The sequence below is a fragment of the Pantoea sp. JV6 genome (genome assembly GCF_025910055.1).
In the GTDB taxonomy this organism is placed as follows: domain Bacteria; phylum Pseudomonadota; class Gammaproteobacteria; order Enterobacterales; family Enterobacteriaceae; genus Pantoea; species Pantoea agglomerans.
Map to the genome: position 1 here is coordinate 155,586 of NZ_JAPCIM010000003.1, position 12,457 is coordinate 168,042.

Sequence of the window (12,457 nt, forward strand, 5' to 3'; positions counted from 1 at the left end):
ACTTAAAACTTATTCGGCTTCTTATAGCTTTCATTTCCACGGTTTCTTCTGAACATTGTTTGCGGCTGCGAAAGCTATAAGACTCCTTCATTGATGCACCTGAGGAGAATATGGACACCAGAAACTCATCGTCTGAACACCCAAAGAAACATTTCTGGAACAGGAAGCCAAAAGAGCTGACTGTTGACGACATTACCGTAATCGACAACGACATGCTGAAGCGTGCAGTTGGCGCAGCTGCGTTAGGTAATGCGATGGAATGGTTCGACTTTGGCGTATACAGCTATCTCGCCGTGATCATCGGCAAAGTCTTCTTCCCGGATGCCAACAACGCGGTGCAGCTAATCGCCACCTTTGGTACGTTTGCCGCGGCCTTCCTGGTCCGTCCGATTGGCGGCCTGGTATTTGGCCCGCTGGGTGACCGCATCGGACGGCAGAAAGTGCTGGCGATGACGATGATCATGATGTCGATTGGTACGTTCTGTATCGGTCTGATCCCGGCTTACTCTTCAATAGGCATCATGGCACCGATTCTGCTGCTGGTGGCACGTCTGATCCAGGGCTTCTCAACCGGTGGTGAATATGGTGGCGCAGCGACCTTTATCGCGGAGTACTCTACCGATAAACGCCGGGGCTTTATGGGCAGCTTCCTGGAATTCGGCACCATCGGTGGTTACCTGCTGGGTGCCAGCCTGGTCACGGTGATGACCACCGTGATGTCGAATGAGGCGATGATGTCCTGGGGCTGGCGCGTGCCGTTCTTTATCGCCGCGCCGCTGGGCCTGTTTGGTCTCTATGTGCGACTGAAGCTGGAAGAGACTCCGGCTTTCCAGCAGCACATGGAAAAACAGGAAGCACTGGAGCAAAGCAAGCCGCGTCTGACGCTGATGCAGATGCTGAGCAAATACCGCGCACCGATGATGAAATGTATCGGTCTGGTGCTGCTGTTTAACGTCTCTAACTACATGCTGACCTCGTACATGCCGAGCTATCTGACCGGCGTGCTGGGTCTGCCAGAGTTAAGTGGCCTGCTGCTGGTGATGGTGGCGATGTTCGTGATGATGCCGCTGACGCTGCTGTGGGGTCGCTGGACTGACCGCATCGGTCGTCGTCCGGTGATTGCCTTTGGTGCGGTGGGTCTGATCCTGCTCGCCATCCCAAGCTTTATGCTGATCGGGTCCGGTAATATGTGGGCGGTATTTGGCGGCCTGATGATTCTGGGTGTACTGCACACCTGCTTCAGCGGCACTATGCCTTCGACGCTGCCTGCGCTGTTTACTACCGATATCCGTTACAGTGCGCTGGCCATCGGCTTCAACCTGTCGGTATCGCTGTTTGGGGGTACGACACCGCTGATTACCGCGTGGCTGGTGGATACCACTAAAAACAATATGATGCCGGCTTACTACATGATGGGCGCGGGCGTGATTGGCCTGCTCACCATTCTGACGGTACGTGAAACAGCCCGTCAACCGCTGACCGGTTCATCCCCTGCGGTAGCGACCAAAGCGGAAGCGCATCGCCTGATCGACAAGCTGCGCAAGCGGCACAAGCCATCAGCGACCACCGCGAAATAACTGTTCTGACACCCTGCTCTGCAGGGTGTTTTTTTATCTGCCATCCGATCTGTTTACCCAGCTGATTTAACTGCCCTGAAACGCGCCACTTTCGCCCGATTGCCACACAGCGCCATGCTGCACCAGCGACGGCGATGCGCTTTGGTGCGATCGTAAAACCACAGTGTACAGGCGGGATGTTCACAGCCACGGACTCTGCTGAAATCCTCCTGCGCCAGCAACATCGCGGTCTGTTCCGCAACCTGTCCCAGCCGCTGCATCACACTCTGGCCCGCATAGACCCGCCTGATTTTTAAGGCACCCGGCTCCCCGGTCATTTGCAGATGGCTGGTCGCTTCACCCAGCCAGGCGTTCAGCGCCTGAATATCAACGCCCTCTCCCGCTTTGTGCTGCTGCACGTTATCACGAATGATCTGACGTAAGTGACGCGCTGCTTCCAACAGCGCACCCGGTTCATGCTGCGGAGCCGGGGCGTCTGGTGCCAGTCCGGCCTGGTGTAGCCAGGCTTCAACATCCTGATCGGTTTGCCAGAAGTCGTGCGGCTGGCCTTCCACGATGGCCAGGGTATTGATGAAATCCAGCGCCGGATGATCGGCCAGAAACCACGGTCCCTGGGCGGTGTGTGATTGCGTTTCCGCCATGATATTGCCTCCCTTGTTAACTCTGCTGATGCCACTGTAACCGACAAAGTACTATTTGAATAGTTACACCGCATCTTTTGTAACCATTATAAATTGATTTGACAGGTTACATTCTGGCTGCATAATGACTCTTGGTAACCCCATAAATATCATTTAACCAGTTACAGGAGTTCAGCATGCGTGATCAATCCATTTCCTATCGTTACCAGCAGGCCGATGGCGTCAATATTTTCTATCGCGAAGCGGGCGATCCTTCCCTGCCGGTACTGCTGCTGTTGCATGGCTTTCCCACCTCTTCACATCAGTTCCGCAATCTGATCCCGCTTCTGGCCGATAAATTTCATCTCATCGCACCCGATATGCCGGGCTTTGGCTTCACTGAAGTGCCTGCTGAGCGCAACTATTCCTGGACCTTCGACGCGCTGGGCCAGACGCTGACCGCCTTTGTCGATGCACTGGGGCTGGAACATTATGCGATGTATGTTTTCGACTATGGCGCACCTGCCGGTCTGCGACTGGCACTGGCTTACCCCGATCGCGTCAGCGGACTGATATCACAAAACGGTAACGCCTATCTGGAGGGATTAGGAGAAGCCTGGGCGCCGGTCCGCGCCTACTGGGACGATCCCAGCGAAGCAAATGGTCAGGTGATCCGTGACGCCATCCTGACGCTGGAAGGGGTGAAGTGGCAGTATCTGCATGGGGTGAGCGATCCGCAGCAGATCGCCCCGGAAACCTATACCCTGGATACTCTGCTGATGGAGCGCCCCGGTAACAAAGATATTCAACAGGCCCTGTTTCTCAATTACGCCAGTAATCTGAAACGTTATCCGGAATTTCAGGCGTTCTTTCGCCAGCAGCAGGTGCCAACGCTGGTGATCTGGGGCAAGCACGATCCGTTCTTTATTCCACCGGGCGCAGTGGCCTGGCAGCGGGATAATCCACAGGCGGTGGTCGAGATGCTGGATAGCGGCCACTTCGCGCTGGAGACACACACGCATCACATTGCGTCGCGCATCCGCGAGATGTTCAGTGGCGACTGATCCGCTGCGCGCTGAGGCAGGCTATTCAGCGCTGCCTCTGCAAACGTGCAGGTCATTCATTGCTAAAGCGGCCGACGGTACTTGCCGCGCCCAGCGCATGGCCTTTTAGCTGTGCAACCAGCTCTGCCTGGGTTAACCCCGCTTTTAACTGACCCACCGGCAAATCGGTGGCGATCAGCACAAAGTTATAGTGATGCAGACCACTGCCTGCAGGCGGGCAAGGGCCATAATAGTGCAGCGTCCCTGGGGTATTTTTTCCGCCGGTGTAGTCCTTGCCCTTTGTCAGAGCCCCCTGCGCAAATGACGAGCGGCTGGCGGGAATGTTATAGGCCACCATGTGGGTAACACCGAGCCCTTTGGCCCCGACCGGATCGGTCATCAGAAGAGCCAGACTGCGGGTGCCCGCCGGAATCGCAGACCAGTTCAATTCGGGAGAGATATTCTCACCGGTACAGGAAGGATTACTTTTATTCGCACCGGCAAACTTTTTATCCAGTAGCGCATTATCGCTGAAGTCTTGTGATTGCAGCGTAAATACCGACGCTGCCAGCGTGGTCATTGGCAAAACGGCCAGCACCGTCGCGCAGAGTAATTTTTTCACCAGCCACTCCTTATCAGATTACTCAAGAGATTATGTTCCGTATGGATTGCGTCACTGCCTGATTACTATAACGGCTTTAACGCGATTGACCCGACTGACCGCCTGTTCAGGGGTAAGGAAACGGCAAATCTATGATCTCCGTCGCGCTGGCTGAGAGAGCTGACGCGTTGCCCTGTGACGCATTACCCGATATAAGTTAACGCATCTGGCTGAAGTTTCGCCTGAATCATCGTCACTGTCACCGATAAGTGGACACTATGCAGATTGAAGATCTCCGGATTTACGTTGCGGTAATGCATGCTGGCAACTTTACTGCAGCAGCTGAGCATCTGATGCTATCGAAACAGTATGTCAGCCGCCGTATGGCTGCGCTGGAGGCATCATTAGGGGTACGACTGTTGATCCGTAACACCCGTAAGCTGTCTGTAACGGATGCAGGTTTACTGTTCGCGCAACATGCTCAGCGCATTCTGGATGAGATTCAGGAAGCGCAACTGGCAGTGTCAGAGCAGCAGCAGGCGCTGCGCGGCACCTTCCGAATCAATCTGCCGATGTCCTTTGGCATGAGCCACCTCTCCCCCCTGATTGCCGAGTTTCTGAGCCACCATCCGTCATTGCAGTTTCATATTGAGCTGGCTGACCGCTATGCCGATGTGATTGGCGAAGGCGTTGATATGGCGATTCGCATCGGTACGCTGGCTGATTCCACGCTGATTGCCCGCCCGCTCGGCGAGCTGAAGCGGGTTATCTGCTGCAGCCCCCGCTATCTGGAACGGGCAGGCGTGCCGCAGCAGCCAGAAGCCTTGCTGCAACATGCCTGTCTGCGCTACGGACGTGAAGGTCAGAATGGCTGGGAACTGCAGGTCAATGGTAAACCCAAGTGGCTGGCGGTTCAGGGACCGATGGTGAGTAACAATGGCGAGGTCCTGCGTGATGCCGCACTGGCAGGCTTAGGACTGGTATTGTTACCCGCCTTTATCGTTGAGGCAGCCCTGCAACGCGGTGAGCTGGTGAGCGTGCTGGACGACTATCTGCCGCCCGCACTCTCTCTGAATGCGGTTTACCCGCAGCACCGTCAGCGCAGCGAAGTAAACCGCCAGTTACTGGCCTTTCTCCAGGCGCGTTTAGCGTCGTGACAGCACTAAAGTTTTTTTAATGCCGCAAAGACCCTGGCGACAGCGACGGCACCCGGATCAGACACGCCGTTGAGGTTAGCACTGTTGAGATAAGATGATCGGCCCGCTTTTGCTTTCCCCATGCTGGCGGTTGCATCACTGCCCTGCTGTGCCGCATCAGCCGCCTCTGCCAGCGATTTACCCGCCACCAGCACCTCGATTGCCGGTTGCAGCGCATCAATCAGCGTGCGATCCCCGGGTTGTGCCCCGCCATACTGCTTCATCTTCTCCAGACCCTGTTGCAGGGCCGCGGGTAGCGCATCGCCTTCGGCCAGCTGCTGCGCAGCAGCGGTGAAAAAGATCGCCATCAGTACGCCGCTGGAGCCGCCCATCACCGTCGCCAGTCGCTCACCCGTCACCGCGAGCAGATCGGGCAAGGCATTTAACGGCAGCTGATTATCTGCACATTCGCGCTGGATCTGGCGTGCGCCAGCAGCAAAGGTCGAACCGGTATCGCCATCACCGACCTGCGCATCCAGTTTGTTCAGCTCGCTTTCGCTGGCGATCAGGGTTTCACAGATGCTGTTAACAAACGCAGCGACGGTCGGGTTATCTGAGGGTTGCGCCGGATGCGCTGTTGCCTCTTTTGCCGCGTTTACCGGCTGCAGCGGTGCGATTTTAACCGCCTGAACCCAGCCGGTGACCTCAACCGGCGCACAGATCGCCTCTTCGAACAACGGCGTCAGCGTCATGGAGGTGACGGAAAAGCCCTTCATGTCCAGCGCGGTCATCAGCGGAGCCGGGCCAATCAGATAATCACTGCCCCGGCTGAGCGGCGACTCAATCAGATCCCGCGTGACCAGACTCATCTCCAGCGCGGACATGCCGCCAAGATTATTGATTAACAGCGCGCGTGGCTGATCGTTGTCCGGCATCACTTTCTCCAGCAGGTGCTGCACAATCTGCTGACTGTTTTGCGTCTGCATGACGTCAACACCCGGTTCGCCGTGAATCCCCAGCCCCATTTCAACGCTTCCGTCTGGCACCCGCTGGCCGGTCTGTTCATCCGGCAGATGGCAGCTTGAGAGCGCAACGCCCATGGTGGCGATAGCACGACTGGCTGCCTCTGCTGCCTCGGTCACCGCCGTCAGGTCATCACCCCGCTCTGCAATGAAGCCCGCCACTTTATGCACCAGCAACGTGCCCGCGACGCCGCGTGGCTGAGGGTTATCGGGCAACGCAACATCATCACCGACAATCACCATATTGACGCTGAATCCCGCTTTGCGCGCTTTTTCTGCCGCCAGACCGAAGTTGAGGCGATCCCCGGTGTAGTTTTTCACAATCAGCAGACATCCCGCCTCACCGGTAATATTGATGATGGCGTTGTAAACCGCGTCAACGCTGGGGGAAGCAAAAACATCGCCACAGACGGCAGCCGTCAGCATCCCTTTGCCGATAAAGCCGACATGGGCCGGTTCATGGCCTGAACCACCACCGGAAATCAGCGCGACCTGCTGTTTTTGCCAGTCATTACGCATCACGATGCGAATGCGCGGATCGACCTGCAACCGGACCAGATTGCGCCACGGGCTGGCGTAAATCATGCCATCTAACGCGCTGTCGACGAGATCATCCTTTTTATTCATTACGAATCGGGTCATGTCTTCTTTCCTCATAGGCATGCGGGTTTGCTGATGACCCAGTGTTACATATCACTGACGACAGTGAGAAATCCATCAACAGGTCTGTAGCCTGATTTCAGACATACCGCACGAAAACCAGCTGACACAGGCGCAGTGATTTTTACTAATTGATTGATTTTTATCAAATGTCTTTACCTGAAAGTGAGAGGTTCTGCGCAGAACATGAACCGGGGATCACGGATGGTAAAAATTCATTTGTTAACAGAGGATGTTTTAATGACCCAACGTATGATTCTCAATGAAACCGCCTGGTTTGGTGCTGGTGCTTTGCGCCATTTGCCGGAAGAGGTACAACGTCGCGGGATGCGAAAAGCACTGATCGTCACTGACAAAGCGCTGGTCGCGGCGGGTGCGCTGAAGCGGGTGACCGATCTGCTGGCGCAACATCAGCTTGACTGGGCGGTGTATGATGAGGTGGTGCCGAATCCTACCATTCGGGTTGTGCAGCAGGGTGTTGCGGTGTTCAGAGAGTCAGGTGCCGACTACCTGATCGCCATTGGCGGGGGCTCACCACAGGATACCAGCAAGGCGATCGGCATTATTATTAATAACCCTGAGTTTGAAGATGTCCGCAGCCTGGAAGGCGTCAGCCCCACCCGTCATCCGTGCGTGCCGATCATCGCTATCCCGACCACGGCAGGCACCGCCGCAGAAGTGACGATTAATTACGTCATTACCGATGAAGAGAATCGCCGTAAGTTTGTCTGTGTCGATCCCCATGACATACCGAAAGTGGCGATCATTGATGCGGAGATGATGGCGAGCATGCCAGCGTCGCTGAAGGCTGCGACCGGTATTGATGCCCTTACTCATGCCATTGAAGGCTATATCACGCGCGGAGCCTGGACCCTGACCGATATGCTACACCTCAAAGCCATTGAGATTATCAGCCAGTCACTGCGCGAATCGGTGGCAGGAAATATTGAGGCGGTTGAGCAGATGGCGCTGGGACAATATGTGGCCGGTATGGGTTTCTCTAATGTCGGCCTTGGTCTGGTGCATGGCATGGCACACCCGCTGGGCGCCTTTTACAATGTCCCGCACGGCGTAGCCAATGCCATTTTGCTGCCGCAGGTGATGGCGTGGAATGCCTCAAGCACTGGCGAAAAATATCGCGACATTGCCCGTGCAATGGGTGTGAAACAGGTTGAGTCATTGTCGCTGGATCAGGCGCGGGAAGCGGCGGTCGCCGCGGTGCGTCAGCTCTGTCGCGATGTGGGTATTCCCCGCTCACTGCGTGAAGTGGGCTTAAAAGAAGCGGATATCCCTGCACTGGCACAGGCCGCGCTGGATGATGTCTGTACCGGCGGCAACCCACGTACGCCGGACCTGGAGGACGTGATGGCGTTATACCGCCAGAGTTAAAGCGCATATCCTGTAGTGATGCACTGCCGATAACAGGCCCGTCCTCGCTGGCGGGCTTTTTTACGTCATGGCAACGCTTAATCCGGGAGCCTTCGCCAGAGGTTGTTGAGTCTGGCTGACGGCATCAGCCAAGGTTTTAGCCGCGTTTATCCCGCCTGGTTTCAGCCTGAAATCGCCCGCTGTTACGATGAAGTTCAGCGAGCGAACCAACTGCCCTTACCCATGATTTCTTTAGATGCTAAACCCTGATTCACTTGATCTGGATCACAAAAATCCGCATCATGCGCAGCGAAAACCTTAATGACGCTGCGGAGATATCAATGACACTGTACCAGGGTATGCTAATTTTCTATGCCGTTGTTGCATTGATCGCTACGCTGATCACGTTCTTCATCGCCAAAGATAAGCTGAGCATCAAACTGCTGAGCGCCTTTCTGGTGGGGGCCACCTGGCCGATGAGTTTTCCTGTCGCGCTGATGTTTGCTCTGTTTTAATTGACGTTATCCCCTTAGATACCACACTCAGGTAAGACGTCCCTGACCTGCAAACCGCCGATCACCGACGTGGCCTTGTTCATGACGGTTAATAAGGAGCGGATATGCGCGTTATCAGTGTGATGATTCTGGTTTCTCTTCTCAGTGCCTGTAGTGCCCCATGGCACGCTGAAAAACCGGTTCCGGCGGCCGAAACCCGCCAGCAGACCTGCCAGCCAGGCTCCAATCCCAGCCAGAACGACTGCGGTCATTTCCCTGAACCTGAATTCCATTGATCCTGTCACAAGGCGATCGCTGCTGTGAGATCTCAATTGCGCTATTTCATCGCATAACAAGGCTTTACACGCTGCTAACCGGTCAGTAAAGTAGCGCCCAGACATCAATTCTGATGCGTAAGCGTTAACGTCAACCAACGCCCCCGCAGCACTGCTGCATGTGATGATCCCTGCCATGATGCCTGTACAACACCCAGCTAAACCTCTCGCTGCGTATTCCAGCGCCACATTTTTTTTGTTCGTCCTGCTGCTGACCGCGGCTAATCTTCGTGCGCCCATTACTGTCATCGGCCCGGTACTACAGGATATCCGCCAGACCTTTGGCCTGAGTGTCGGTGAAGCGGGCCTGTTTAACTTTATTCCACTGATGCTGTTTGCCCTGCTCGCCCCACTGGCCGCCTGGCTGGGAAATCGCGTCGGGCTTGAGCGCAGTTTATGGGGCGCGCTATGCCTGATCACTGCCGGTTCGCTGTTGCGCTGGCTGCCTGATGAAGCGGCGTTGTGGAGCGGAACGCTGCTGCTCAGCGCAGGCATTGCCGCCGCCAACGTGCTGCTGCCGCCACTGATTAAACGCGATTTCACCGCCCACACCGCTAAATATATTGGCCTTTATGCCGCCACCATGTCGATTACTGCCAGCCTGGCATCTGGCATTGCCGTTCCGCTGAGCCAGCTTTCAGCGGCAGGCTGGCGACTCTCGCTGGTTGTCTGGGCGCTACCGGCGCTGATTGCGCTACTCGTCTGGCTGCCGCTGTTACGTCAACGGCGGTCAACCGCAGCGTCCGCCGACGCGCCCGTTGCATATCGCCATCCGTGGCGAACGCCCGGCGGCTGGCAAATCGCCCTGTTTATGGCGCTGCAATCGCTGGCGTTTTATACCCTGATTGACTGGTTTACGCTGTTTGCCCAGGATAACGGCTTCAGTCAGGCCCACGCAGGCTGGCTGCTGTTCTGGTATCAGGCAATTGCGATCGTCGCTAACCTGGGCTGCATGGTGGCGCTGAAGCGCGTAAAAGATGCCCGGCTTACCGCGTTCATTGCTTCATCAGGCATTTTCCTCGGCATGCTGGGCCTATTGTTCAATCCGCAGTGGGCCGTCATCTGGCTGACACTGGCCGGACTGGGCGCAGGCGCATCACTGGTGCTCTGCCTCTCACTGTTTAATCTGCGAGCCACTCATCACCGTCAGGCGTCACAGCTGTCGGGCATGGCACAGTGTGTCGGGTATGCGCTGGCGGCACTCGGCCCTTTGTTCTTTGGCGTGCTCCATGAGCAGAGCGGTAACTGGACGCTGCCCTTCAGCGTGCTGGCAATGCTGAGCCTGTTACAGATGCTGCTGGCTCCGCTGGCAGCGCAGTCAAAACCCATTAGCTGAAAATGCGGCGGAGCCGTTAACAATAAATGACTCGCGGATCGCGGATGCCTGGCATCACCGGTCGGCGGGAATCGACGGGAGAATGTGCGTGTCTGAACTGAATAATGCTCTGCTGCAGGAGATCCTGGATCAGGTGCGTCCGCTGATCCATCAGGGAAAGGTGGCTGACTATATCCCTGCGCTGGCGGATGTGGCTGCCGATCATCTGGCAATAGCGGTTTGCCTGCGTGATGGCACCCTCTTTCAGGCGGGCGATGCTGAGACGCGCTTTTCGATTCAGTCGATCTCCAAGGCGCTTTCTCTGACCGTAGCACTGACACGCTATGAGGACAGCGAAATATGGCAGCGGGTCGGCAAAGAGCCTTCTGGCCAGCCATTTAATTCATTGGTTCAGCTGGAGCTGGAACAGGGCAAGCCGCGTAATCCGTTTATTAATGCCGGTGCGCTGGTGATTTGCGATCTGCTGGAAACCCGACTGACCGCCCCGCGTCAGCGAATGCTGGAAATTGTGCGCCAGCTGAGTCAGCAGTCCGATATCAATTATGATCGCCACGTTGCCCGTTCTGAGTTCGAACACTCGGCCCGCAATGCAGCGATCGCCTGGCTGATGAAGTCGTTTGGAAATTTCGATAACGATGTCACCAGCGTGATGCAGACCTATTTCCACTACTGTTCCCTGTCGATGAACTGCGTTGAGCTGGCCCGCACGTTTATCTATCTGGCGAATCAGGGCAAAACGCTGGATGGCAGCCAGATGATTACTCCACGTCAGGCGCGGCAGATTAACGCACTGATGATCACCAGCGGGATGTACGACGGCGCTGGCGAATTCGCGTGGCGGGTCGGGATGCCCGCAAAATCGGGCGTGGGTGGCGGGATTATTGCCATTATCCCAGGTGAGATGAGCATTGCCGTCTGGTCGCCTGGACTGGATAGCGCGGGCAATTCTCTGGCTGGTACCGCAGTGCTGGAATTGCTGACCGAGAAGCTGGGGCGATCGATATTCTGAGGCTGAGCGCGCAAGTCACAGGCTCGCCGTGATGAAATGCGACGGGGTTCCCATGATTTCGGGAAGCTGATTTTGCATTTTCCGTGTAGTGCGCTGGCGATTTGAGTCGTCAGCGATAATCAGAACTCAAAAAATTAATTAGTGCGAAATCTGTGCCAGGTCCTCTTCACTCAGACCAGTCATCTGCATAACGGTATTGCGATCCATGCCACTCTCTAGCATGGTGTGGGCAATTGTGAGGCTTGCTCCACGACTACCTTCTGTCCGTCCCTGTTCAATACCCTGCTCAATACCTTTTTCAAGCCCTATCTGCTCAAGCTGTTGTGCGATAGTCATAAGTGCGTTCTCGTGTTGGGGCACACGCTGTGCCAGCTCCCGTACAAAGGCTTTGGCGTCCGATGTTTCACCCGCCTGTACAATGTAGTGTACCAGCGTTATCACCTGTGATGAAGAGTGATAGCCAGCCTGCAAAATGGTTACCAGCCGGTCCATCATTTCAGCCAGATCACGCTGCCGGATATGCTTCTGCAACAGGGTCAGAGCCGCCATGCTGCGATGTTGCATGATCTCATCGTCAGGAATCACCGTGACATCGACCAGCGGAAAACTGCGGCTGTAAAGCCTGTCCGCCAGCGCCGGGTCGTCGAACTAATCCAGCCACCGGGTCGAATAGGGATATGGAGTGCGTCTGCCAGTGTAAAACAGTACGGGAATTATCAGCGGCAACCGCTTATGCCCTGCTTCAAGATGGCGCTGCATGGCAGCCACTGCATAGCGCATCAGCCGAAATGCCATATGTTTGTCTGGCACAGACTGATGCTCAATTAGTACATGGATATATCCATCGCCAGCGGTTGTTTTAAGACTGTAAAGCACGTCGCTAAAGTACTGCCGAAGGTCATCCTCGACAAATGCCCCCGACTCCAGTTTCAGCGTGCTGAGATCACAGCATATGCGCAGCTCTGGCGGCAAATGCAGCTCCATGAAATCCCGGGCAATATCCGGCTGAGTCAGAAATTGCCGGAATGTGGCATCATGAGGCACAGGCGTGCTGTTCTTCTTTTTCACTGGCCAGAATCCTTTCTGTTCCTGAAGCGCTTACATCGGCTGATTCAGCCAGTAAAAGGCGCTAATTCCTGTAGCGCACGAACGTTTAAAGTCCTGATGGAAATAACGAAATTAATACCCTGATGACTAAACCGCGTAAAAGGCTTTTCCTGAAATCTACGAGGTTGCTCTGAATATCAACCCCTGTC

At 55.6% G+C, this 12,457-nt stretch carries 11 protein-coding genes and 1 pseudogene; 8 read left to right on the forward strand and 4 right to left on the reverse strand.

Annotated features, from left to right (window positions below; genetic code table 11):
• The first annotated feature begins 110 nt into the window (after positions 1-110).
• Positions 111-1,577, forward strand: a complete 1,467-nt coding sequence (gene proP / locus OK412_RS04695; RefSeq protein WP_010670739.1) for a glycine betaine/L-proline transporter ProP — start codon at positions 111-113, stop codon at positions 1,575-1,577.
• A gap of 53 nt (positions 1,578-1,630) precedes the next feature.
• On the opposite strand, the gene OK412_RS04700 is transcribed toward proP, so the two are convergent.
• Positions 1,631-2,218: a CGNR zinc finger domain-containing protein gene (locus OK412_RS04700; protein ID WP_010670738.1), complete on the reverse strand. Its 588-nt coding sequence runs from the start codon at positions 2,216-2,218 to the stop codon at positions 1,631-1,633.
• Between the two features lie 176 nt (positions 2,219-2,394).
• On the opposite strand from OK412_RS04700, the gene OK412_RS04705 reads away from it, so the two are divergent.
• Positions 2,395-3,261 (forward strand): alpha/beta fold hydrolase, encoded by an 867-nt coding sequence (locus OK412_RS04705; protein ID WP_264352767.1) that lies wholly within the window; start codon positions 2,395-2,397, stop codon positions 3,259-3,261.
• Between the two features lie 52 nt (positions 3,262-3,313).
• Here the strand turns inward: OK412_RS04705 and OK412_RS04710 are convergent, their stop codons facing one another.
• Positions 3,314-3,862, reverse strand: coding sequence for a YbhB/YbcL family Raf kinase inhibitor-like protein (locus OK412_RS04710; protein ID WP_010247409.1), 549 nt, complete (start codon positions 3,860-3,862; stop codon positions 3,314-3,316).
• 257 nt (positions 3,863-4,119) lie between these two features.
• Between OK412_RS04710 and OK412_RS04715 the strand changes: the two genes are divergently transcribed.
• Positions 4,120-4,998, forward strand: coding sequence for a LysR family transcriptional regulator (locus tag OK412_RS04715; RefSeq protein WP_264352768.1), 879 nt, complete (start codon positions 4,120-4,122; stop codon positions 4,996-4,998).
• Between the two features lie 5 nt (positions 4,999-5,003).
• Here OK412_RS04715 and OK412_RS04720 read toward each other — a convergent pair whose 3' ends face one another.
• Positions 5,004-6,641 (reverse strand): dihydroxyacetone kinase subunit DhaK, encoded by a 1,638-nt coding sequence (locus OK412_RS04720; RefSeq protein ID WP_264352769.1) that lies wholly within the window; start codon positions 6,639-6,641, stop codon positions 5,004-5,006.
• A gap of 258 nt (positions 6,642-6,899) precedes the next feature.
• On the opposite strand from OK412_RS04720, the gene fucO reads away from it, so the two are divergent.
• From fucO to glsB, 5 genes are all read left to right on the forward strand, one after another.
• A complete protein-coding gene (fucO, locus tag OK412_RS04725; RefSeq protein WP_052271619.1) occupies positions 6,900-8,048 on the forward strand; it encodes a lactaldehyde reductase in 1,149 nt (382 codons plus the stop codon).
• Between the two features lie 320 nt (positions 8,049-8,368).
• Positions 8,369-8,542 carry a GhoT/OrtT family toxin gene (locus OK412_RS04730; RefSeq protein WP_010247416.1) on the forward strand — a complete coding sequence of 58 codons (174 nt, stop codon included), beginning with the start codon at positions 8,369-8,371 and terminating at the stop codon, positions 8,540-8,542.
• Positions 8,543-8,646: 104 nt separating this feature from the next.
• Positions 8,647-8,817 carry a hypothetical protein gene (locus OK412_RS04735; protein ID WP_010247418.1) on the forward strand — a complete coding sequence of 57 codons (171 nt, stop codon included), beginning with the start codon at positions 8,647-8,649 and terminating at the stop codon, positions 8,815-8,817.
• Between the two features lie 175 nt (positions 8,818-8,992).
• Positions 8,993-10,192, forward strand: a complete 1,200-nt coding sequence (locus tag OK412_RS04740; protein WP_264352770.1) for a CynX/NimT family MFS transporter — start codon at positions 8,993-8,995, stop codon at positions 10,190-10,192.
• An 82-nt stretch (positions 10,193-10,274) separates the two neighbouring features.
• Positions 10,275-11,201 carry a glutaminase B gene (gene glsB / locus OK412_RS04745; protein WP_010247422.1) on the forward strand — a complete coding sequence of 309 codons (927 nt, stop codon included), beginning with the start codon at positions 10,275-10,277 and terminating at the stop codon, positions 11,199-11,201.
• A 138-nt stretch (positions 11,202-11,339) separates the two neighbouring features.
• Here the strand turns inward: glsB and OK412_RS04750 are convergent.
• Positions 11,340-12,269 (reverse strand): annotated as a pseudogene (locus tag OK412_RS04750) (Rpn family recombination-promoting nuclease/putative transposase).
• Between the last annotated feature and the right edge of the window lie 188 nt (positions 12,270-12,457).

Bases quoted from the DNA above. Each gene is read 5' to 3' on its own strand.
- proP (WP_010670739.1), top strand. From the start codon at position 111: ATGGACACCAGAAACTCATCGTCTGAACACCCAAAGAAACATTTCTGG.
- OK412_RS04700 (WP_010670738.1), bottom strand. From the start codon at position 2,218: ATGGCGGAAACGCAATCACACACCGCCCAGGGACCGTGGTTTCTGGCC.
- OK412_RS04705 (WP_264352767.1), top strand. From the start codon at position 2,395: ATGCGTGATCAATCCATTTCCTATCGTTACCAGCAGGCCGATGGCGTC.
- OK412_RS04715 (WP_264352768.1), top strand. From the start codon at position 4,120: ATGCAGATTGAAGATCTCCGGATTTACGTTGCGGTAATGCATGCTGGC.
- OK412_RS04720 (WP_264352769.1), bottom strand. From the start codon at position 6,641: ATGACCCGATTCGTAATGAATAAAAAGGATGATCTCGTCGACAGCGCG.
- fucO (WP_052271619.1), top strand. From the start codon at position 6,900: ATGACCCAACGTATGATTCTCAATGAAACCGCCTGGTTTGGTGCTGGT.
- OK412_RS04730 (WP_010247416.1), top strand. From the start codon at position 8,369: ATGACACTGTACCAGGGTATGCTAATTTTCTATGCCGTTGTTGCATTG.
- OK412_RS04735 (WP_010247418.1), top strand. From the start codon at position 8,647: ATGCGCGTTATCAGTGTGATGATTCTGGTTTCTCTTCTCAGTGCCTGT.
- OK412_RS04740 (WP_264352770.1), top strand. From the start codon at position 8,993: ATGATGCCTGTACAACACCCAGCTAAACCTCTCGCTGCGTATTCCAGC.
- glsB (WP_010247422.1), top strand. From the start codon at position 10,275: ATGTGCGTGTCTGAACTGAATAATGCTCTGCTGCAGGAGATCCTGGAT.